Source organism: Pseudooceanicola endophyticus, assembly GCF_018760365.1.
GTDB classification, from domain to species: Bacteria; Pseudomonadota; Alphaproteobacteria; order Rhodobacterales; family Rhodobacteraceae; genus Pseudooceanicola; species Pseudooceanicola endophyticus.
Window position 1 is genome coordinate 111873 of record NZ_JAHIAB010000002.1, and the last position, 20600, is coordinate 132472.

16 protein-coding genes and 7 tRNA genes are annotated in these 20600 nt (G+C 67.0%); 7 read left to right on the plus strand and 16 right to left on the minus strand.

Annotation, left to right across the window (positions count from 1 at the left end; translation table 11 throughout):
- Positions 1-108: 108 nt before the first annotated feature.
- A complete protein-coding gene (locus tag KM176_RS04120) occupies positions 109-636 on the minus strand; it encodes a molybdopterin-dependent oxidoreductase (RefSeq protein WP_160895352.1) in 528 nt (175 codons plus the stop codon).
- Positions 637-1321: 685 nt separating this feature from the next.
- Between KM176_RS04120 and KM176_RS04125 the strand changes: the two genes are divergently transcribed.
- Positions 1322-1945, plus strand: a complete 624-nt coding sequence (locus KM176_RS04125; RefSeq protein ID WP_160895353.1) for a response regulator transcription factor — start codon at positions 1322-1324, stop codon at positions 1943-1945.
- An 18-nt stretch (positions 1946-1963) separates the two neighbouring features.
- Here KM176_RS04125 and KM176_RS04130 read toward each other — a convergent pair whose 3' ends face one another.
- Both KM176_RS04130 and KM176_RS04135 read right to left on the minus strand, forming a co-directional pair.
- Entirely contained in the window at positions 1964-2872 is a 909-nt protein-coding gene (locus KM176_RS04130; protein WP_160895354.1) for a hypothetical protein, read from the minus strand.
- A 71-nt stretch (positions 2873-2943) separates the two neighbouring features.
- On the minus strand, positions 2944-3957 hold the full coding sequence (locus KM176_RS04135) for a YeiH family protein (RefSeq protein ID WP_160895355.1): 1014 nt from the start codon (positions 3955-3957) through the stop codon (positions 2944-2946).
- Between the two features lie 104 nt (positions 3958-4061).
- Here KM176_RS04135 and KM176_RS04140 point away from each other — a divergent pair, with 104 nt between their 5' ends.
- Positions 4062-4934 carry a LysR family transcriptional regulator gene (locus tag KM176_RS04140; protein ID WP_160895356.1) on the plus strand — a complete coding sequence of 291 codons (873 nt, stop codon included), beginning with the start codon at positions 4062-4064 and terminating at the stop codon, positions 4932-4934.
- Between the two features lie 45 nt (positions 4935-4979).
- Here KM176_RS04140 and KM176_RS04145 read toward each other — a convergent pair whose 3' ends face one another.
- Complete coding sequence (locus KM176_RS04145; RefSeq protein WP_160895357.1) at positions 4980-6431, minus strand: MDR family MFS transporter; 1452 nt, start codon at positions 6429-6431, stop codon at positions 4980-4982.
- Between the two features lie 332 nt (positions 6432-6763).
- Here KM176_RS04145 and KM176_RS04150 point away from each other — a divergent pair, with 332 nt between their 5' ends.
- Positions 6764-7630: an aldose 1-epimerase family protein gene (locus tag KM176_RS04150; protein WP_160895358.1), complete on the plus strand. Its 867-nt coding sequence runs from the start codon at positions 6764-6766 to the stop codon at positions 7628-7630.
- A gap of 197 nt (positions 7631-7827) precedes the next feature.
- On the opposite strand, the gene KM176_RS04155 is transcribed toward KM176_RS04150, so the two are convergent.
- The 7 genes from KM176_RS04155 to KM176_RS04185 all read right to left on the minus strand — a co-directional run bounded on the left by KM176_RS04155 (position 7828) and on the right by KM176_RS04185 (position 12760).
- Positions 7828-7902, minus strand: a tRNA-Glu gene (locus tag KM176_RS04155).
- A gap of 26 nt (positions 7903-7928) precedes the next feature.
- Positions 7929-8003: transfer RNA gene (locus KM176_RS04160), tRNA-Glu, on the minus strand.
- A gap of 24 nt (positions 8004-8027) precedes the next feature.
- Positions 8028-8102, minus strand: a tRNA-Glu gene (locus tag KM176_RS04165).
- 116 nt (positions 8103-8218) lie between these two features.
- Positions 8219-9964: a single-stranded-DNA-specific exonuclease RecJ gene (gene recJ, locus KM176_RS04170; RefSeq protein ID WP_160895359.1), complete on the minus strand. Its 1746-nt coding sequence runs from the start codon at positions 9962-9964 to the stop codon at positions 8219-8221.
- Between the two features lie 145 nt (positions 9965-10109).
- A complete protein-coding gene (locus tag KM176_RS04175; RefSeq protein WP_160895360.1) occupies positions 10110-11411 on the minus strand; it encodes a homoserine dehydrogenase in 1302 nt (433 codons plus the stop codon).
- Between the two features lie 111 nt (positions 11412-11522).
- A complete protein-coding gene (locus tag KM176_RS04180; RefSeq protein WP_160895361.1) occupies positions 11523-11801 on the minus strand; it encodes a hypothetical protein in 279 nt (92 codons plus the stop codon).
- A 47-nt stretch (positions 11802-11848) separates the two neighbouring features.
- On the minus strand, positions 11849-12760 hold the full coding sequence (locus KM176_RS04185) for a pirin family protein (protein WP_160895362.1): 912 nt from the start codon (positions 12758-12760) through the stop codon (positions 11849-11851).
- A gap of 158 nt (positions 12761-12918) precedes the next feature.
- Here KM176_RS04185 and KM176_RS04190 point away from each other — a divergent pair, with 158 nt between their 5' ends.
- Both KM176_RS04190 and KM176_RS04195 read left to right on the plus strand, forming a co-directional pair.
- Positions 12919-13401 carry a hypothetical protein gene (locus KM176_RS04190; protein WP_160895363.1) on the plus strand — a complete coding sequence of 161 codons (483 nt, stop codon included), beginning with the start codon at positions 12919-12921 and terminating at the stop codon, positions 13399-13401.
- A 71-nt stretch (positions 13402-13472) separates the two neighbouring features.
- A complete protein-coding gene (locus KM176_RS04195) occupies positions 13473-14903 on the plus strand; it encodes a Glu/Leu/Phe/Val family dehydrogenase (protein WP_160895364.1) in 1431 nt (476 codons plus the stop codon).
- Positions 14904-14918: 15 nt separating this feature from the next.
- On the opposite strand, the gene KM176_RS04200 is transcribed toward KM176_RS04195, so the two are convergent.
- Positions 14919-15413 (minus strand): flavodoxin family protein, encoded by a 495-nt coding sequence (locus KM176_RS04200; protein WP_160895365.1) that lies wholly within the window; start codon positions 15411-15413, stop codon positions 14919-14921.
- Between the two features lie 365 nt (positions 15414-15778).
- Here KM176_RS04200 and dnaG point away from each other — a divergent pair, with 365 nt between their 5' ends.
- Both dnaG and rpoD read left to right on the plus strand, forming a co-directional pair.
- Positions 15779-17746 (plus strand): DNA primase, encoded by a 1968-nt coding sequence (gene dnaG, locus KM176_RS04205; protein ID WP_160895366.1) that lies wholly within the window; start codon positions 15779-15781, stop codon positions 17744-17746.
- A 122-nt stretch (positions 17747-17868) separates the two neighbouring features.
- Positions 17869-19851: an RNA polymerase sigma factor RpoD gene (gene rpoD, locus KM176_RS04210; protein ID WP_160895367.1), complete on the plus strand. Its 1983-nt coding sequence runs from the start codon at positions 17869-17871 to the stop codon at positions 19849-19851.
- A 223-nt stretch (positions 19852-20074) separates the two neighbouring features.
- On the opposite strand, the gene KM176_RS04215 is transcribed toward rpoD, so the two are convergent.
- From KM176_RS04215 to KM176_RS04230, 4 genes are all read right to left on the minus strand, one after another.
- Positions 20075-20149: transfer RNA gene (locus KM176_RS04215), tRNA-Gly, on the minus strand.
- A 46-nt stretch (positions 20150-20195) separates the two neighbouring features.
- A tRNA-Gly gene (locus KM176_RS04220) sits at positions 20196-20270 on the minus strand.
- Between the two features lie 46 nt (positions 20271-20316).
- Positions 20317-20391, minus strand: a tRNA-Gly gene (locus tag KM176_RS04225).
- A 52-nt stretch (positions 20392-20443) separates the two neighbouring features.
- Positions 20444-20518 (minus strand) — tRNA-Gly (locus KM176_RS04230).
- Positions 20519-20600 lie beyond the last annotated feature (82 nt).

Genomic DNA, 20600 nt, shown 5'->3' on the forward strand with positions numbered 1-20600 from the left:
CACACAAGCGCGGCAACGGCGAACCCGGCGCGTGCCCGGGTCCGCCGCCGCATCGGCTGCGTATCAAGATCGAAAGGCGGTGAATCCGTCATGCGGAGAGGGGCCTGCTCACTTGCCGACGATGATCCGGTCGAGTTGCCAGATCGACCGCGAATAGGTCACTTCGGTCTGGAATTTCTTGTCCTGATCGAACGGGTAGATCACCCAGAGCGGCCCCTTGTCGCGGACCGACATCGGCTTGCCGTTCTGTTCATAGGCGACGATGGCGCCGTCCTCGCCCCAGTCATCGGAGGGAATCTGCACGGCATAATCGTTGATCGCGGTGGCATCCAGCGTGTCGGCATCGGCGCCGACGGCTTCCATCAGGTCGTGAAGGCGGACGCCGGTGAAGGTCTGGGTGCCGTCGGTCCAGATCGTCGAGGTTTTCACGGTGATCGGGTGCATCGCCTTGAGCATGTCCAGATCGAACTGCGCGGTGCCGTCGACGTTGGTGTGCTCGATCTTGCCGGAAATCGTCAGCATGACCTTGCCCGAGGGTTGCGGCAGATCCGCGGCCGCGGCGCTCAGCGGCACGGCGAAGGCCAGTGCGGCAAGCAGGGCGATGGGGCGGAAGAGGCGCATGGTGGCAAGGCTCATGTCGATTGCTCTCTCTTTTAATACACCAGAACCGGATGCCCTTGCATATGACATATGTGTCCCCTCCTGTCCCGGGATCATCCGGGTGTCCGCGCCTATCCGACGGGATAGGCGCGCGGCCAAAATCTGTCCCGGCGCCGAAATTGCGGCGCCCATTTTGTTCAGGAAGCTGCCGGGTCCCTCCGGCAGCCCTCATGTCAGGTACGTGGCGCAAGCCCTTGTCCCGACGCAATTTACCTGATCATCTCCCCAAAAACGACGCACGGTCCGAATGTCGGGTTCCGATGACGACGCATCTTTCGAAGGTTCCGGATCGTGTGCGCCCCGTCAATGCAGAAATGTCGTAAACCCGGTCGCGGCAACGAGAAGTTTGCAGGATATATCCTCCTGTTGCAGCCCTGCCGCAAATGCATCTTCCGGTTTGCATATATTCGCGGCAGTTGCGACTGTTCCGGGGTGCGGAACACGTTTTGCGTGTACGCCCTATCCGTTTGGATGTGACGATCTGACCCGATGCGCGCTTCCCCGGAACGCCTTTTCCCAGTGATCATTGGCGTCCAGTAAGGCGGCATTAGCCACCTTGCGTGGCTAATCCGGTCGAAAAAGGGTGTCAGTGGGAACCGTCGTCATGTTAAGCTCGATTTCTGCCCTCATGGGCTTTGCCGAACCAACATCGGGGCAAGTGATGAGAATCCTGATCGCGGATGATCACGAACTTCTGCGCGACACGCTGAACCTCTACATCAGCAACGAAGCCGATTTCGAGATCGACACCGCAGCAGATCTGGACGGTGCAAGGGCGCTGGTCGAGGGGGCGGAGGCGCCCTACGACCTCGTGCTGCTGGACTTCTCGATGCCCGGGATGAATGGCCTTGAGGGGCTGCGCACCATCATGGAGATGGCCAATGCCCGCCGTGTCGCGCTGATCTCGGGCACCGCGACCCGCGAGGTCGCCGAAGAGGCGCTGGCCGCCGGCGCCGCCGGCTTCCTGCCCAAGACCCTGCCGGCGAAATCCCTGGTCAACGCGATCCGCTTCATGGCGATGGGAGAGCAATACGCGCCGCTCGACTTCATGCGCGCCGCCGAGGAAGAAGCCGCCGCCAGCCATCCGCTGGCCGAGGCGCTGTCCCTACGCGAGATGCAGGTGCTGGAGGGGCTGACCCAGGGCAAGTCCAACAAGGAAATCGCCCGGGATCTGGATCTGCGCGAGCCGACGATCAAGCTGCACGTCAAGACGCTTTACCGCAAGATCGGTGCGGCGAACCGGACCCAGGCGGCGATGATCGCCAAGGAGCAGGGGCTGTTCTGAGCCCCCGCGACCCCTTTCTCAGAACGTGACCGTCAGGCGGGCGCCGGCCAGAGCCCCCTCGAAGGCCTTGTCCGCATAGGTGGAATTGTTGCGTTCCCAGCCGGTGTAAAGCTCCAGCGTGCTGTGATCGCTCAGCCCGGTCTCGATCCCGATGGCGCTGGTCAGGCGCCGGTCCTCGCGGCCCCCGTCGCGGTAGTCGCGCGCGTAGCCGCCCAGCCACCCCACCAGTTGCAGCGTCTCGCTCAGGTCCTGGCGGCCGACCAGCCGCAGCCCGGCCTCGTCATAGCTGAAGCGGTCGTAATCGGCGGTGCGCCCCTCGTACCAGCTGGTAACGGCCAGACGGCGATGCTTGTCCGGTGCGGCCCACAGGTACATCCCGTCCAGCAGCACTTCGGACTGGTCGTAGCCCTGGAAGGTGTTGCCCTCGTCCTGGTTGCGGTAGCCCAGCCGCAGGCGCAGTTGCAGGATGTTGCGCGGCGCCGGGGTGAAGCGCAGCGCGCCAAAGACCCGTGCCCGGCTGTAGATCTGTTCCGCCGCATCGCCATCCAGTGCCTCGCGCAGCTCCAGCCCGTAGCGCAGCTGGCTCAGCACGCCAAGCGCCAGCGGCTGGACGGTTTCGGCTTCGGCATCCAGATAGGTGCGGCTGTTGCGGTCGTGATCGGGATAGGCCTCGTGCGAGAGGCCGAAGCTCAGGTCGGTGCGGGCGCTGCCGGTGGAAAAGCTGCGGCTGGCGGCAATGCCGGCGCCCAGCCGGGTCTGAAGCCGGGTCTCGACTTCGCCGGCGCCGGCAATGTCGTCGGCGGAGTCACGGTCGGCAAAGACCGTCCCCTCGTAATGCCACTGGTCGTCGGTGGCGGCGAGGGCGGGGGTGGCAAGGGCGGCAAGGCTCAGCAGGCTGGCCCCTGCGATCTGGCGAAAGGCGGTCATGGCGGTCCGGAGGCTGGAAGCATCTGCGCCGGTTGTCGGGGCAAAGCGCGGGAATGTCGAGGGCCGCGGCCTCACGTCCCGCTGAGGCCGGGCAGCAGCACCAGCGCCAGCCCCAGCCCCGAGATGAAGAGCCAGCCGAAGGCGCCAAGCGCGAGCGGGCGCAGCCCCCTGGCGTGGAGGCGCCGCAGGTCGGTCTCAAGCCCCATGGCGGCCATGGCCAGCGACATCATCGCGGAAGAGACGAAGGCGATGTCGCCGCGCAGCGCCTCGCCCAGCGGCAGGACGGAATTCAGCCCCACCGCGCCCAGAAAGCCGAAGGCGAACCAGGGCGTCGGGGCGCGCCCCGCGCCGCCGCGCCCGCGCCGCATCTGGCCCAGGGCCAGGATCAGCGGCGCCAGCATCATGACGCGGGCCAGCTTGGCGACGGTGGCGGTCTGGCCGGCCTCGGGGCCCTGGCTGAAGGCGGTGCCGACGACCTGCGCGACCTCGTGGATCGAGGCGCCGGACCAGAGGCCGAACTGCTGGGGGCTCAGCCCTGCCGCACCGGCGATCAGCGGAAAGCCCAGCATCGAGAGGGTTCCGAAAACCGCAACGACCGCAATGGCATAGGCCACGTCCTCATCCCCGCCGCGAGTGACGGAGTTGCAGGCCAGCACGGCGGAGGCGCCGCAGACCGAGGTGCCGGCGGCGATCAGCTCGGCCAGCTTCGGTTCGACCCCAAGGGCGCGGGCAGCCAGTTTCGTGACGGTGAAGGTGCCCAGCAGGCAGGCGAGGATCACGACGGCGCCGCGTGGCCCCACGGCGACCAGCTGGCCCAGGGTCATCTGGAAACCCAGCAGCACGATGGCGCCGCGCAGCACCGGGCGCACGGCGAAGCCGGTGCCGGGCAGCAGCGCCGGGCGCGGCCCGATCACGCTGCGCAGCGCAATCCCCATCACCAGCGCCAGGATCAGCGGGCTGAGCGCGCCCCAGCCGACCAGATGGCGCAGCCCGAGCGCCAGCAGCGCGATCCCGGACGACAGCGCCAGCCCCGGCAGCAGGCGGGGCAGGTCGGCGGGGCGGGGCAAAACGGGGGCATGGGACATGGCGGGATCTCCGGGCTGGGAACCCGGCCAGCATCGCGCCCCTCCATTCATCAATCCAACGGATTCATTTGCTCATATCGTTCGGTTTTATTAATGAATGGGTCATGACCCTCGATCAGATCCGCATCTTCCTGGCCGTGGCCGAGCGCCAGCATGTCACCCGCGCCGCCGAGGCGCTGAACATGACGCAATCCGCCGTCTCCTCCGCGCTGCGCGCGCTTGAGACCCGCCACGGGCTGCGGCTGTTCGACCGGGTCGGTCGCAGGATCGAGCTGACGGAGGCCGGGCGGCGTTTCCTTGACACCGCCCGGGCGCTGGAGGCGCAGGCCGAAACCGCCGAGCTGGTGCTGCGCGACCTCGCCGGAGAGGCCGGCGGGCGGTTGCGGCTGATGGCCAGCCAGACGGCGGGCTCTTACTGGCTGCCCTCCAGACTGGTGGCGCTGCATGCCCGCCACCCGGGGGTGGAGATCACGCTGCGGCTGGGCAATTCGGCGCAGGTCGCCGAGGCGGTGCAGGAGGGGCGCGCCGATCTGGGCATCGTCGAGGGCGCCGTGGCGCAGGGCGATCTGACCACAAGGGTCGTCGCCCGGGACGAGCTGGTGCTGGTCACCGCCCCCGATCATCCGCTGGCGACGGGACCGGTCAGCGCGCGGGATTACCTGGCGCAGGACTGGCTGCTGCGCGAGCCGGGTTCGGGCACCCGCGCGGTGCAGGAGGCGCATCTGGCGCAGCTGGGGCTGTCGGTGGCGGATCTGCCGGTGGCGATGATCCTGGAATCGAACGAGGCGATCCTCTCGGCGGTGGCGGCGGGGGGCTATGCCAGCCTGCTGTCCTCTCGCGTGCCGGTGCCGGGGCTGAAGGCGCGGCCCGTCACCTGGGCAGAGCCGCCGCGGCGGGATTTCTCGGTGCTGGTGCATCCGCAGCGCTACCGTTCGCGGGCGGTGGTGGCGCTGCTGGAGCTGCTGTCGGCCTCCTGAAGGCCCGGCCCGATGACCGGGCCGGGGGGATCAGGCCGGGTAAAGTCAGACCGGCGGCTGGGCCGGCGGGCGGCGCACGAAGAAGCCCGCCACGATCATCAGAAGGGAAATCACCGCGCCATAGGTCAGCGCCAGGTGCAGGCCGTCGGCGGTGGCCTCGGTCAGCGGGGCGCCCTCGGCCATGCTCTGGCCGATACGGATCGACATCACCGACACGAAGAGCGCGATCCCGGCGGCGCCGGCGACCTGCTGGATGGTGCCCAGAGTCGCGGAGCCGTGGGAATAAAGATCCTTCGGCAGCGACCCCAGCCCCGAGGTGAAGAGGGGGGTGAACAGGAAGGCCAGGCCGAAGCTGAAGATCACATGCGCCGCCAGCACCATCCACATGGACGAGGACGTGCCCAGCAGGGTCATCAGCCACAGCCCGATGCTGACGGCGATGGCGCCGGGGATCACCAGCTTGCGGGCGCCGAAGCGGTCGAAGAGGCGACCGACCAGCGGCGACATCACCCCCATCAGCAGCCCGCCCGGCAGCAGCAGCAGGCCGGCGTGCAGGGTCGACAGGCCCATCACGGTCTGCATGTAGATCGGCAGCAGGATGATCATGCCGAACAGCGCCATCATGGCGAGGCCCATCATGATCACAGCGACGGTGAAGACCTTTACCCTGAAGGTCCGCAGGTCCAGCAGGGCCCGGTCCTGCCGCGCCAGGATCAGCTGACGCGCCACGAAAAGCGCCAGCACCACGGCGGCCCCCGCCAGCGGCAGCCAGAGCGGCAGCGGACCGCCCTTGCCATGCCCCTCGCCGATGGCGGAAAGACCGTAGACCAGCCCGCCGAACCCGAGCGCCGCCATCGGCACCGAGAGCAGGTCCAGCCGGACCTTGCGCGGCGTGGTGACATTGACCATCTTCGCGGCACCCAGGCTCAGCGCCGCCAGGCCCACCGGCAGCATGACGATGAACAGCCAGCGCCAGCTCAGCACCTCCAGCACCAGCCCCGAGATCGTCGGCCCGATCGCCGGTGCGACCGAGATCACGATCGAGATGTTGCCCATGGTCTTGCCCCGGCTTTCCGGCGGCACCAGGGTCATCACCGTGGTCATCAGCAGCGGCATCATGATCGCCGTCCCCGAGGCCTGAACGATGCGCCCCAGGATCAGCATCCCCAGTCCCGGCGCCAGGGCACAAAGCAGGGTGCCGGTGGAAAACAGGCTCATCGCCAGGATGAAGACGAAGCGCGTGCTCTGGCCCTGGATCAGGAAACCGGTGATCGGGATCACCACGGCCATGGTCAGCAGGAAGGCGGTGGTCAGCCACTGGCCCTGGCTGGCGGTGATCCCGAGGTCATGCATCAGCCGGGGCAGGGCCACGCCCATCACCGTCTCGTTCAGGATGACCGCGAAGGTCGAGATCATCAGCAACCCGATCACCAGACGGTTGCGGGCGGCATCATCACCCGGGGCGGCGGCCGCGGGGGGCATGTCGGTCGATTGCATCGAAGGAATCCTCGGACAGGTCGCCCCGGGGCACGCGCTCTGGCGCGCCGCAGGGAAAAGGTTTGGCCCGGTGGTCGCCCGGGGCTGGCGCTGTGTCAAGAAAGCAGAAATGCGCGACGCGGGATCACCCTTGTGTGATCTTGCGTCAGCATTCGGGGCGCCGGCAAGCCGCCCCGGGGCGCGCAAGGGCATCAGCTGCCTGCCGGATGCGCAATCCCGAGTGACCGGGGCATCGCGGCGGCAACAGGGCTTTCCCATAAGGCCCTGTCACAATATCAAAGGGTTAATATGCGATACAGGGGCGCCCGCCGTCCCGCCATCCCGGAGCTGCCATGACCGCCGACCTCATCCAGATCGAAAGCGACGCGCTTGTCGTCACCGTTTCCGCCCTTGGCGCAGAGCTTCAGAGCCTTGAAGCCGATGGCGCGCAATGGCTCTGGCACGGGGATGCCACCTTCTGGGGAGGACGCGCCCCGGTGCTTTTCCCCATCGTCGGGCGCGGCCCCGATGACACGATCTCGGTGGATGGTCACGTCGCCGCCATGCGCCAGCACGGTTTTGCCCGCCGGTCTCTCTTCCTCCTTGAGGAGGTCGGCGCCGACTTCTGTCGCCACGTGCTGACCGACAGTGCGGAAACCCGGGCGCTTTATCCCCGGCCCTTCCGCCTTGAGGTCCGTCACGACGTCTCAGGCCGAACCCTGCGCGAGACCGCCATCGTCACGAATACGGGCGACCGACCGATGCCCTTCGGCCTGGGGTTCCACCCGGCCTTCGCCTGGCCGCTGCCTGGGGCAGAAGGTCTGCCTCACGAGATCTGCCTGGACAACGGCGCGGCGCCGGCGCTGGCTCGGCTTCGGGACGGCTATCTGACCGAAACCCGCGACCCTTCGCCCTTCGAGGCCGGGCGCCTGCGCGTCACGCCGGACCTTTTCGAGGCCGATGCGATGATTTTCCCCGAGGGGGCGGGATCGGGCTTGCGTTATGGCCCGGCGGAGGGTCCCGGCCTGAAATTCAGTTTCGAGAACACCCCCAACCTCGGGATCTGGACCAAGCCCGGCGCGCCCTTCCTCTGCATCGAGCCCTGGCATGGCATGGCGGCCAGGGCCGGCGCCGGCCCCGAAGTGGCAGAGCGTCCCGACAGTGTTCTGCTGCCGCCCGGAGAAACCCTGAAATTCGGCTGGTCCATCACGTTGGAGTGAGATCCGTCGTGTGGCCCCGGTCGTGGGGCCGCCTCCGGCGGGGATATTTATGGCCAGATGATAAAGAGCCACTGCTCCCTGTCATCTGGCCGCAAATATCCCGGGGGAGGCTCCGAAGGAGACGGGGGCGGAGCCCCAAATCAATGGCCGCTGAGGACAGACAGCGATAGTTCTGTAATGCTGAAGAGAAAGCGCAGTGGCAGCCCGTAGGGGAGTCGAACCCCTCTTTCCAGGTTGAAAACCTGGCGTCCTAACCGATAGACGAACGGGCCGCAGCGCTGTGTGATTTCTTCTGCGATGGCAGCCCGTAGGGGAGTCGAACCCCTCTTTCCAGGTTGAAAACCTGGCGTCCTAACCGATAGACGAACGGGCCATTCGCAGTGCGAAATCGACGCCATGGCAGCCCGTAGGGGAGTCGAACCCCTCTTTCCAGGTTGAAAACCTGGCGTCCTAACCGATAGACGAACGGGCCGCGCTTGGCGTGAGGCGGGTTCTATGGAAACCCGCGAGACTTCGCAAGAGGATTTTTCACGCCCGGCACATTTTTTTGCAACTTTCCTATTTTCGGGGCAAGTCCCTGAAAAACAGTCACTTCTCGGTTGCCGGTGCGGCATCCTCCAGGCGCAGCTGAACGGACTTGCGCCCATTCCATTCATTGATCTCCAGACGGCCCGCCAGGTGGAAGGGCTGGCCGTTGTGATTGTCGAGCGCCGGGCCCAGCGGGCCGTCGAAGGCGCCGAAGCAGATCGCCTCGATCCGTCCGCCCATGCCGTCGGAGAAGGCGATCTTGAGGTGGCTGTCGCCGATCCGGCGGGTGAAGCTCAGCCTTTGCGAGGGGAAGGCGAAGCGCGGCGCGGGGGCGGAAGCGCCATAGGGTCCGGCCTGGTCGAGCTGGTCGATCAACTCGGGCGTCGCAGCGCCCGGCATCAGCAGCGCGTCGACCTTGAGGTCCGCCGGACCCGCCGTTCCTGCGCCCTGTTTCGCCAGCAGCTCCGACAGCCGCGCCATGGCGGCGTCCAGCTTGTCCCGCTCGACCGTCAGACCTGCGGCCATCTTGTGGCCGCCGCCCTTCACCAGCAGCCCCTCGGCGGCCAGCTTGTGGACCGAGGCCCCCAGATCCACGCCCGAGACCGAGCGCCCCGAGCCCTTGCCCTCGGCCCCGTCGAAGCCGATCACCACGGCGGGGCGGTTGGTGGCCTCCTTCAGGCGCGAGGCGACGATGCCGACGACGCCGGGGTGCCAGCCTTCACCTGCCGCCCAGACCAGCGGTGCGTCCAGTCCGCGCTCCTCCGCCTGGGCCAGGGCTGCGGCGCGCACGGCGGCCTCGATCTCGCGGCGTTCGGTGTTCAGTTCGTCCAGCCGGTCGGCGAGGGCCTGGGCCTCGGCGGGATCGCGGGTCGCCAGCAGGCGCGCGCCCAGGTCCGCCTGGCCGATCCGGCCCCCGGCATTGACGCGTGGCCCCAGCAGGAAGCCCAGGTGGTAGGCGGCGGGGGCCGAGGTCAGCCGCGCCACGTCCGACAGGGCGACCAGCCCGGGGCGTTCGCGCCGTGCCATGATCTTAAGTCCCTGGCGCACCAGCGCCCGGTTGACGCCGATCAGCGGGGCCACGTCGGCGACGGTCGCCAGGGCCACCAGGTCCAGCAGCGAAATCAGGTCCGGGCCCTGCGCACCGGCCTCGCGCATCTGGCGGTTCGCCTCGACCAGCATCAGGAAGACCACCCCGGCGGCGCAGAGATGGCCAAGCGCGCCATCCTCGTCCTGGCGGTTCGGGTTCACCACGGCCACGCAGTCGGGCAGGGTCTCGCCGCCCAGGTGGTGATCCAGGATCATCACGTCGCAGCCCGCCGCCGCGACAGGTTCATGAGAGAGCGTGCCGCAATCGACGCAGATGATCAGGTCATGCTTGCGGCCAAGGGCCTGCATGGCGGGCACGTTCGGCCCGTAGCCCTCGTCGATCCTGTCGGGAATGTAGAGCGTGGCCTCGCGGCCCATCCGGCCCAGCCAGTCGATCAGCAGCGCGGCGGAAGAGCCGCCATCGACATCGTAATCGGCGAAGATCGCGATCCGCTGGCGTTCCCGCAGGGCGGTCAGGAAGCGCGCGGCGGCGGTCTCCATGTCGCGCAGGCTGCGCGGATCGGGCATCAGGTGGCGCAGTTGCGGCGAGAGGAACTCCTCCACCGCGCCTTCGGCCACGCCGCGCCGCGCCAGCACACGCGCCAGGGGCAGCGGGATGTGGTCGCTCTGGACAAGGGCTTCGGAAAGACGCTCGACCTCGGGGGCGGGGCCAAGCCAGCGCCGCCCGGTGAGGGAGCTTTCGACATCAAGAAAGGCCATCGGCCTGCCTCCCTGGTCGTGAGAATGCAGTCAGGCGACGCGGGCCAGGGGCGCAAGGCCCGCTCCGCGCCGCCGGACGGAAGAGATGCGGGTGCGGGGCCTGCCGGTGCAACCGGCACGTTGCCCCCCGCACCCCGGCGGTCATTCAGACCGACTCGATGCGCAGCGCGACGGGTTCGCCCTCGACCACGCCGGTCTTCGCCATGCCCGCCAGCGCCAGGTCCAGATCGGCGCGCTGCACCTTGTGGGTGACGATCAGCACCGGGGCGGTGCCGTTGGCATGGTCGTACTGGCGCATCCGGTGGATCGAGACCCCGGCTTCGCCAAGAACGGCGGCGACCTTGGCCAGCGCGCCCGGCTTGTCCTGCAGCGCCATGCGCAGATAGAAGGGCGCCGGCGTCATCGAGATGGCCGCCTCGGCCGCGCTCAGCGTCTCGGCGGGCTGGCCGAAGACCGGCAGGCGGAAGCCGCGGGCAATGTCGCACAGATCGCTCAGCACCGCGGAGGCGGTCGGGCCTTCGCCCGCGCCGGGGCCACGCAGCACGATCTGGCCGACGCTGTCGCCTTCCAGCACCACCATGTTGGTGCCGCCCTCAAGCTGCCCGAGCGGCGAGGAAGAGGGCACCAGGCAGGGCGCCATGCGCTGTTCCAGCCCGCGTCCGGTCATCTGGCTGACACCCAGCAGCTTGATGCGATAGCCCATGTCCTCGGCGGCGCGGATGTCCTCGATGGTGATGCGGCCGATGCCTTCCAGCTCCATCCCGTCGAAGCAGACCTTGGTGCCGAAGGCGATCGCGGCCAGCAGCGCCAGCTTGTGACCGGCATCGATGCCGCCGACGTCGAGGTTCGGATCGGCCTCCAGATAGCCCAGGTCCGAGGCTTCCTGGAACACCACGTCATAGGGCAGGCCGGCGCTCTGCATCCGGGTCAGGATGTAGTTGCAGGTGCCGTTCATCACGCCCATGACGCGGGTGATGTTGTTGCCCGCCAGACCCTCGGTCAGGGCTTTCACCACGGGGATGCCCCCGGCGACGGCGGCTTCAAAGCGGATCACGCGGCCATGGGCCTCGGCCAGTTCGGCCAGCGCCTGACCATGGATCGCCAGCATCGCCTTGTTGGCGGTGACGACATCCTTGCCGGCCTTCAGCGCCGCTTCGGTCGCGGCCTTCGCCGGGCCGTCCGAGCCGCCCATCAGTTCGACGAAGACGTCGATGTCGTCGCGGGTGGCCAGGGCGACGGGATCGTCCTCCCAGGCGTAGCCCTCCAGCGGCACGCCGCGATCCTTGCCCCGGTTGCGGGCGGAGACGGCCGTGACGGTCACGGCCCGACCGGTCCGCATGGTAATCATCTCGGCCTCCCTGCGCAGGATCTTCAACACGCCGACACCGACGGTGCCGAGGCCGGCAATCCCCAGACGAAGGGGTGCAGGGCGCTGAGGCAGGCTCATCATGATCTCCAGATTGATTGCGGATCTTCGAGGCATGGGCCTAGCGTCTTACGCGAAGTCTTGCAACGCGGCTTTTGCCGGATCGGCAGGACGACCCCGCGCGCGGGAGCCTCAGCCCGCCACTTCGGTGGCGCGCAGCGCGGCGGCGCGGGCCTTCAGCCGGGCGGCGCGCGCCAGCAGCGCCTGGTCGTCCTGCTCCGCGATCCGTGTCGGGGCGTCGGCCCGGGCCAGGATCTGTCCCTCGGGGACAAGGTCGGGATAGGGGGTGGCCGCGTCCAGCGTCAGGTTCGGGTTGTCGAAGCTGGAGGGCGTGCCGCAGGCCGCCAGCCCCAGCAGCAGCAGGGCGGGCAGCAGGCACCGGCGGGCGCGAGGGGCGGAAACGGCTGTCATGCCCTTCATTTGGCGCGGAACCGCAGCCACGGCAAGCCCGCTTCGACCTAGTGGGCGGGCTTGATGAATGTGCCGTTGCGCAGTTCCTTCATCGCCTGGCGCAGTTCCGCCTGCGTGTTCATGACGATCGGGCCGTGCCAGGCCACCGGCTCCTGGATCGGCGCGCCCGAGATCAGCAGGAAACGCAGCCCGCGCGGCCCCGCCTGCACCTTCACCTCGTCGCCGGTGCCGAAGCGCACCAGCGTACGGTTGCCGGACATGTCGCGGATATTGACCTCTTCGCCCATCACCTCCTTCTCCAGCAGCACGCCGGAGGGGCGGGAGGCATCGGCGAAGGCGCCTTCCCCCTCGAAGATATAGGCAAAGGCGCGGCGGTAGGTGTCGACCTTGAAGGTCTTTGTCACCCCCGCCGGCACGGTGATGTCGAGGAACTGCGGATCGGCGGCGATGCCGTCGACCGGGCCGGTGCGGCCCCAGAAACTGCCGATCACGATGCGCACCCGGGTGCCGTCATCGTCGATCACTTCGGGAATTTCCTTGCCGGCGACATCCTGGTAGCGCGGCGCGGTCATCTTCAGCGCGCCCGGCAGGTTTGCCCAGAGCTGGAAACCGTGCATCTGCCCGTTGAGGTTCCCCTTCGGCATCTCCTGATGCAGGATGCCCGACCCGGCGGTCATCCACTGCACGTCGCCGGCGCCCAGCAGCCCGGTGTTGCCCAGCGAATCCGAATGTTCGACCGTCCCCGAAAGGACATAGGTGATCGTTTCGATGCCGCGATGGGGGTGCCAGGGAAAGCCCGCCTGGTACATCGCCGGATGATCGTTGCGGAAATCGTCCAGCATCAGGAAGGGATCCAGCTCTTCGGGATCGGAGAAGCCGAAGGCGCGGTGCAGATGCACGCCGGCACCTTCCATCGTGGGCTGGGCGCGGCGGGTCTCGAGGGTGGGGCGAAGGGACATGGCTACTCCTGTCGGGGCTGCCCTGAAGGTAGGCGGTCGCGGCGGTTTCGGGAAGGGTGTGCACGCCTGCGCCGGGTCGGGAAGGCCTGCGCGCAAATGCACATCTCGCCTTCCCGCTGCCGCTGCGCTATGCGCGGGGAAGCAGAGGAGGGGAGCCCATGGCAGAACAAGAGATCATCGCCCGGATCGGGGTCAGCGCCGGACGCCGCGTCTTCGGCATTGCCGTGCTGGCGGTGCTGGCGGTGGCGATGCTGTGGCTGGGGCTGCGCCCCGAGGCCACGGTCTTCACGCTGCGACTGCTGATGATCGTGCTGGGGGTCCTGGTGGGGCTGGCGGCCTGGGCGATGGCGCGGGCAACCGGTCGGGCGCTGGAGCTGACGCCGGAGGTGCTGCGCGACAGCAGCGGCCACGTGCTGGCCCATGTGGCCGAGATCGAATCCGTCGATCGCGGCGCCTTCGCCTTCAAGCCCTCGAACGGTTTCCTGCTGAAGCTGGCGCGTCCGGGCGGGCGGCGCTTCCTGCCAGGGCTTTACTGGCAGGTCGGGCGCCGGGTCGGGGTGGGCGGCGTGCTGCGCGCCTCCGAGACCAAGCTGGTGGCGGACCGCCTGTCGATCCTTCTGGCGGAACGCGGCGCGAAGTGATGCACGATTAAGTTGTTTTTTCCTCTTTTTGCGCCATCCTGAGAGGTGGAGGAAATCGAGGGAGGAACCCCATGCAACCCGTGGGAAAAGCTGGCTTTCGCCAGAACGTCGACCTGATGTTCAACCGGGCCGTGGCGCTGATGGATCTGCCCCCCGGCCTGGAGGAGAAGATCCGCGTCTGCAACGCCACCTACACCGTGCGCTTCGGCGTGCGGCTGCGCGGCCAGATGCACACCTTTACCGGCTACCGGTCGGTCCATTCCGAACATATGGAGCCGGTGAAGGGCGGCATCCGCTACGCGCTTTCGGTCAACCAGGACGAGGTCGAGGCGCTGGCGGCGCTGATGACCTACAAATGCGCGCTGGTGGAGGCGCCCTTCGGCGGCTCCAAGGGCGGGCTCTGCATCGATCCGCGCGACTGGGAGGAGGAGGAGCTGGAGCGCATCACCCGCCGCTTCGCCTACGAGCTGATCAAGCGCGACATGATCCATCCGGCGCAGAACGTGCCCGCCCCCGACATGGGCACCGGAGAGCGCGAGATGGCCTGGATCGCCGACCAGTATGCGCGGATGAACACCACCGACATCAATGCCCGCGCCTGCGTCACCGGCAAGCCGCCCAATGCCGGGGGTATCGCCGGTCGGGTCGAGGCGACCGGGCGCGGTGTGCAATACGCCCTGAGGGAATTCTTCCGCGGCCCCGAGGACGTGAAGAAGGCCGGTCTGGAGGGCGCTCTGGAGGGCAAGCGGGTGATCGTGCAGGGCCTCGGCAACGTCGGCTTCCACGCCGCCGCCTTCCTGTCGGAGGAGGACGGTGTGCGGATCACCGGCATCGCCGAGCGCGACGGCGGCCTCTATCATGCCGAGGGGCTGAATGTGCGCGCGGTGCGCGACTGGATCACCCATCACGGCGGGGTGACGGGCTATCCCGATGCGCAATATGTCGAGAACCCGGCGCTGCTGCTGGAAGAGCCCTGCGACATCCTGATCCCGGCGGCGATGGAAGGCGTGATCAGCCGCGACAATGCCGAGCGGGTGAAGGCGAAGCTGATCATCGAGGCCGCCAACGGCCCGATCACCGCCGGCGGTGACGAGATCCTGCGCCATCGCGGCGTGGTGGTCATTCCCGATCTCTACGCCAATGCCGGCGGGGTCACGGTGTCCTATTTCGAATGGGTGAAGAACCTCAGCCATATCCGCTTTGGCCGGATGCAGCGCCGCCAGGAGGAATACCGCCACCAGATCCTGATCGACGAGCTGGACCGGCTGTCGAAGGACACCGGCATCGGCTGGCAGCTGACGCCCGGCTTCAAGACGCGCTACCTGCGCGGTGCGGATGAGCTGGAGCTGGTGCGCTCGGGTCTGGATGACACCATGCGCACGGCGTTCCAGTCGATGCGCAGCCTCTGGCACGAACGCGCGGATGTCGAGGATCTGCGGACAGCCGGGTTCCTGGTGGCCATTGGCCGCGTTGCGGACAGCTACCGCGCCAAGGGGCTGTAGCCGGACGGTCGCAGATCAGGCGGTCTTGCGGTAGCGCACGACACAGGCTTCGAGGAAACGGGTCATCTCGTCGGACCAGTCATCCCGGGCCATCATGCTGTCGGTGACATGCAGGACCGCTACCGGTTCATGACCGGTCAGGCGGCTCATTTCACGCAGCGCGGCCTCGGGCAGGGCGCCGTCGGGGCTGGTGACGAAGAAGGCGACGCGGCCGGGCAGGGGCGGTCGCGTCTCCAGCCATTGCCGCAGCGGCCGGGCCAGGTGGCCATCGGCAACCGAACCGCCCAGAATCAGCAGGTCGGAATGTTCCCAGGGCTGGTCTGGCACGTCGATCTCGGCTGCGGATTTCGACAACAGGGAGCCCACCCCCTGGCGCAGCATCGACCACAGGCCGGGTTCCGGCGGTGCGGTTGCGATCTCGTGCAATTGCGCGCCCAGCTCCCAGGCCAGCGCTTCCCCTACTTTCAGCGTGTTGCCGTGCAGGGAGTAAATCAGGATGCGACAGGTCATAGTGTCCCCCCGGACTCTTGGATGTCCCGTTGCGCTGCAGCATGCCGAAGCTTCATTGTCTTGTCATGTTGCAGCGGGGAAAAACTTTCGCGATCCTGCGAATAATGCAGCATTCACGGAAAATTTGGTCAAAAAATATGCAAAAACGAGGAGGTTATTGCTTTTGACCTCCCGGAACGGGAACCCTTCCCGTCCGGATGGCTCCTTCGAACCTGCGGCAGACTCACTGACCGACCCGTCCGGATGCCGCTCTGCGGCGCGGCGCGAAAATAATCTTGATGCACGAAAGGCTCTTGCTGCCGGCGGCCCCCGGGGGCTATTCGCGCCATCTGGACTTCGACACGGCAGAGAGGGATATTCGCAGGATGAAGCTAGATCCCTCCTTCATGGACGAACTGCATAACCGCATCTCGCTGTCGCAGGTCGCGGGGCGCAAGCTGACGTGGGACAACCGCAAGTCCCAGCCCAGCAAGGGGGACTACTGGGCGCCTTGCCCGTTCCACCAGGAAAAGACCGCTTCGTTCCACATCGACGACCGGAAGGGCTTCTACTACTGCTTCGGTTGCCACGAGAAGGGCGACGCGATCTCTTTCGTGCGCAAGACCGAGAACGTGGAGTTCATGGAGGCGGTGGAGATCCTGGCGCGCGAGGCGGGGATGCAGATGCCGGCGCGCGATCCCCGCGCGCGGGAGAAGGCCGAGAAGCGCGCCTCGCTCACCGATCTGATGGCCGAGGCCGAGAAATTCTTCCGCATGTGCCTGCGCGGCGGGCAGGGGCGTGCGGCGCGCGAATATCTTGACCGGCGCGGCCTGGACGAGGGCGCGCGCGACCGCTGGGGCCTGGGCTATGCGCCCGATGCCTGGCAGGCGCTCTGGGATCATCTGACCGGCAAGGGCGCCCGCCCCGAAGAGCTGATGGCCTGCGGGCTGGCGAAACCCTCGACCCGGCAGGGCGGCAAGCCCTATGACGTGTTCCGCAACCGCATCATGTTCCCGATTCGCGATCCGCGCGGCCGGGTCATCGCCTTCGGTGGCCGGGCGATGGACCCGAACGACAATGCGAAATACCTGAACTCTCCGGAAACGCAGCTGTTCGACAAGAGCCGCACGCTGTTCAACTTCGGCCCGGCGCGCGAGGCGGTGGGCAAGGGCCAGCCGCTGATCGTGGCCGAGGGCTACATGGATGCGATCGCTCTGGCCGAGGCGGGGTTCACGGGCGCGGTGGCGAACCTCGGCACCGCCGTCACGGAGCATCACCTGGAGATGCTCTGGCGGATCACGCCCGAGCCCGTGCTGGCGCAGGATGGCGACAAGGCGGGGCTGCGCTCGGCCTACAAGGTGATCGATCTGGTGCTGCCGAAGCTGGCGGTGGGCCGGTCCATCCGCTTCGCGCTGCTGCCCGATGGCCAGGACCCGGACGAGCTGATCAAGGCCAAGGGTGCCCAGGCGATGCGCCAGGTGGTCGATCATGCCCTGCCGCTGGTCGATCTGCTTTGGCAGCGCGAGACCGAGGGACGCAGTTTCGACAGCCCCGACCGGCGCGCGGCGCTGGACCGGGCGCTGAAGCAGGCGACGGCGCAGATCCCCGACCAGGGGCTGCGCTACCACTATGATCAGGCGCTGCGGGACAAGACGCGCGAACTGTTCCGCCCCGCACGCGGTGGCCGGACGCCGCAGAAGCGCGGCTTCGGCGACAAGCGCGGCCCCTGGAAGGGCGCCCCGCCGGTGCCGATGCCCTCGACCCGCGCCTCGTTGCTGGTCTCGGAGGACGAGGCGGCAATGGAATACCTGCGCGAGGGGGTGATCCTGGCCTCGCTCTACGCCACGCCCGCCGTGGCCGAAACCTTCGAGGTGCAGCTGGAGCGGATGGACTGCCGCGACCCCCGCCATGCCCAGCTGCGCGACCTGCTTCTGCGCCATGCGGCGCGCGGCGCCGAGGCGTTGCATGCGGCGGTGATACGCGACATCGGGCCCGATGCCCTTGACGAATTGATGACACGGACCCATGTGGCCCTCTGTCCCCCGGTGCGCCACCCCGGGGACGTGGAGCGGGCGCAGATGACCGTGGCCGAGGAGCTTGCCAAGCTGCAGGCCGCCCGGGCCCTGAGGGCCGAGATCGCCGAGGCCGAGGAGGACATCCTTGCCGCCGAGGACGAGGCGATGACATGGCGGCTGGGGCAGGCGGCCCAGGCGCAGAGTGCGGCGACCCGCAGCCAGCAGGAGGACCGGGCGGAATATGACCTGGGAGAGAACGGTGCCCGAATCAACCGGGATGAACGGAGCGCATTGGATGCCCTGATGCAGTCGATTCGCTTTTCCAAGCCGCGCAAGTAGCCTGATATCCTCAGGGAAGCGCAAGAAATTCAGGGTAAACAGGTGTGCGAATCGCGCAAAGCCCGCTATTGATTCGCGTTACGAATCATACGCAGCCTGATCCATTGCCAAGGAGTATCGCCATGGCCGCCAAGGACAACGACGAAACCCAGATGGAAGAGCAGGAGGCGGAAGTCTCCCTCGACATGAGCCAGGCCCAGGTGAAGCGCATGATCGCCGAGGCCCGGGAAAAGGGTTTCATCACCTACGAACAGCTCAACCAGGTGCTGCCGCCGGACCAGGTGTCCTCCGAGCAGATCGAGGACGTGATGTCGATGCTCTCCGAGATGGGCATCAACATCATCGAGGACGAGGAAGCCGAGGAAGAAGAGCAGAAGACCACCGCCGTCGCCACGACCAACACCAGCAACCGCGAGGTTGCGCTTGGCGGTCAGGCGGCCGAGAAGCTTGACCGCACGGATGACCCGGTGCGCATGTACCTGCGCGAGATGGGCAGCGTCGAACTGCTGAGCCGCGAGGGCGAAATCGCCATCGCCAAGCGGATCGAGGCCGGTCGCAACACGATGATCCTCGGGCTTTGCGAAAGCCCGCTGACCTTCCAGGCCATCACCATCTGGCGCGACGAACTTCTCTCCGAAGACATCCTGCTGCGCGACGTGATCGATCTGGAGACCACCTTCGGCAACCAGATGGGCGAAGAGGACGATGACGAGGAGCCGGTGGTCGACACCGCCTCGGTCTCGTCCCAGCCCAAGCGCGAAAGCGGTCCCGAGCTGGACGCGGACGGCAATCCGCTGGCGCGCGACGACGACGAGGAGGACGACGACCAGTCCAACATGTCGCTGGCCGCGATGGAAGCGGCGCTGAAGCCGCGCGTGCTGGAAACCCTCGACCGGATCGCCGACGATTACGAGACCCTGTCGGAGATGCAGGACCTCCGCATCAGCGCCACGCTGAACGAGGACGGTTCCTTCTCCGCCGCGGACGAGCAGATGTACCAGACCCTGCGCTCCGAGATCGTCGAGCTGGTGAACGGCCTGCATCTGCACAACAACCGGATCGAGGCGCTGATCGACCAGCTCTACGGCATCAACCGCCGGATCATGCAGATCGACAGTGCCATGGTGAAACTGGCCGACCAGGCCCGGATCAACCGCAAGGAATTCGTCGACGAATACCGCGGCCACGAACTGGATCCGAACTGGATGGACCGGATGAGCCAGAAGCCCGGGCGCGGCTGGCAGATGTTCTTCGAACGCTCCGCCGACAAGGTGGAGGAGCTGCGCAACGACATGGCGCAGGTCGGCCAGTACGTCGGCCTCGACATCTCCGAGTTCCGCCGCATCGTCCAGCAGGTCCAGAAGGGCGAGAAGGAAGCCCGCCAGGCCAAGAAGGAAATGGTGGAAGCCAACCTGCGCCTGGTGATCTCGATTGCCAAGAAGTACACGAACCGCGGCCTGCAATTCCTCGACCTGATCCAGGAAGGCAACATCGGCCTGATGAAGGCGGTCGACAAGTTCGAATACCGCCGCGGCTACAAGTTCTCGACCTATGCGACCTGGTGGATCCGTCAGGCCATCACCCGGTCCATCGCCGACCAGGCCCGTACGATCCGGATCCCGGTCCACATGATCGAGACGATCAACAAGCTGGTCCGCACCGGGCGCCAGATGCTGCACGAGATCGGTCGCGAACCGACCCCGGAAGAGCTGGCCGAAAAGCTGCAGATGCCGCTGGAGAAGGTCCGCAAGGTGATGAAGATCGCCAAGGAGCCGATCTCCCTCGAAACCCCGATCGGGGACGAGGAAGACAGCCAGCTGGGCGATTTCATCGAGGACAAGAATGCGATCCTGCCGCTGGATTCCGCCATTCAGGAAAACCTGAAGGAAACCACGACCCGGGTCCTGGCCTCCCTCACCCCGCGCGAGGAACGCGTCCTGCGGATGCGTTTCGGCATCGGCATGAACACCGACCACACGCTGGAAGAGGTCGGCCAGCAGTTCTCCGTGACCCGCGAACGGATCCGCCAGATCGAGGCCAAGGCCCTGCGCAAGCTCAAGCACCCCTCGCGGAGCCGCAAGCTGCGCAGCTTCCTCGACCAGTAAGACGCGCATCCCCCTTTGCGAAAGGCGCCCCGGCCATCGGCCCGGGCGCCTTTTTCATGCCCGGCACGCATCCGGTGCCCCGCTGCATTTTCTTGTTCCAAATTCCTCGGGGGGATCGCCGCAGGCGATGGGGGCAGGGCCCCCGTGCCCGCTGCGTCGCCCGCGAAACGCGGAAAGGGCCGCGTTGCTTGCGCAACCGGCCCATCAACATGTCTAGAAATTTTGGAGCGGGCGAGGCGATTCGAACGCCCGACCCTTACCTTGGCAAGGTAATGCTCTACCCCTGAGCTACGCCCGCTTCCATGAGACCTGACGCGTCTCTATTTCGCTCCCGAAGGAGAATTTGGAGCGGGCGAGGCGATTCGAACGCCCGACCCTTACCTTGGCAAGGTAATGCTCTACCCCTGAGCTACGCCCGCTTCCGTGAGACCTGACGCGTCTCTATTTCGCTCCCGAAGGAGAATTTGGAGCGGGCGAGGCGATTCGAACGCCCGACCCTTACCTTGGCAAGGTAATGCTCTACCCCTGAGCTACGCCCGCTTCCCTAAGACCTGACGCGTCTTTATCTCGCCTCCCGGGGTGGGAGGAAACCTGGAGCGGGCGAGGCGATTCGAACGCCCGACCCTTACCTTGGCAAGGTAATGCTCTACCCCTGAGCTACGCCCGCTTCCTTGGTGTGGCACCATGTATAAAGATCCCATCCCCCCCGCAAGAGGAAATTTGTCCTTTCCCCCAGATTGTTCGCCCTG

Excerpts from the sequence above, each read along its gene's own strand:
- KM176_RS04120 (WP_160895352.1), bottom strand. The coding sequence starts at position 636 with ATGAGCCTTGCCACCATGCGCCTCTTCCGCCCCATCGCCCTGCTTGCC.
- KM176_RS04125 (WP_160895353.1), top strand. The coding sequence starts at position 1,322 with ATGAGAATCCTGATCGCGGATGATCACGAACTTCTGCGCGACACGCTG.
- KM176_RS04130 (WP_160895354.1), bottom strand. The coding sequence starts at position 2,872 with ATGACCGCCTTTCGCCAGATCGCAGGGGCCAGCCTGCTGAGCCTTGCC.
- KM176_RS04135 (WP_160895355.1), bottom strand. The coding sequence starts at position 3,957 with ATGTCCCATGCCCCCGTTTTGCCCCGCCCCGCCGACCTGCCCCGCCTG.
- KM176_RS04140 (WP_160895356.1), top strand. The coding sequence starts at position 4,062 with ATGACCCTCGATCAGATCCGCATCTTCCTGGCCGTGGCCGAGCGCCAG.
- KM176_RS04145 (WP_160895357.1), bottom strand. The coding sequence starts at position 6,431 with ATGCAATCGACCGACATGCCCCCCGCGGCCGCCGCCCCGGGTGATGAT.
- KM176_RS04150 (WP_160895358.1), top strand. The coding sequence starts at position 6,764 with ATGACCGCCGACCTCATCCAGATCGAAAGCGACGCGCTTGTCGTCACC.
- recJ (WP_160895359.1), bottom strand. The coding sequence starts at position 9,964 with ATGGCCTTTCTTGATGTCGAAAGCTCCCTCACCGGGCGGCGCTGGCTT.
- KM176_RS04175 (WP_160895360.1), bottom strand. The coding sequence starts at position 11,411 with ATGAGCCTGCCTCAGCGCCCTGCACCCCTTCGTCTGGGGATTGCCGGC.
- KM176_RS04180 (WP_160895361.1), bottom strand. The coding sequence starts at position 11,801 with ATGACAGCCGTTTCCGCCCCTCGCGCCCGCCGGTGCCTGCTGCCCGCC.
- KM176_RS04185 (WP_160895362.1), bottom strand. The coding sequence starts at position 12,760 with ATGTCCCTTCGCCCCACCCTCGAGACCCGCCGCGCCCAGCCCACGATG.
- KM176_RS04190 (WP_160895363.1), top strand. The coding sequence starts at position 12,919 with ATGGCAGAACAAGAGATCATCGCCCGGATCGGGGTCAGCGCCGGACGC.
- KM176_RS04195 (WP_160895364.1), top strand. The coding sequence starts at position 13,473 with ATGCAACCCGTGGGAAAAGCTGGCTTTCGCCAGAACGTCGACCTGATG.
- KM176_RS04200 (WP_160895365.1), bottom strand. The coding sequence starts at position 15,413 with ATGACCTGTCGCATCCTGATTTACTCCCTGCACGGCAACACGCTGAAA.
- dnaG (WP_160895366.1), top strand. The coding sequence starts at position 15,779 with ATGAAGCTAGATCCCTCCTTCATGGACGAACTGCATAACCGCATCTCG.
- rpoD (WP_160895367.1), top strand. The coding sequence starts at position 17,869 with ATGGCCGCCAAGGACAACGACGAAACCCAGATGGAAGAGCAGGAGGCG.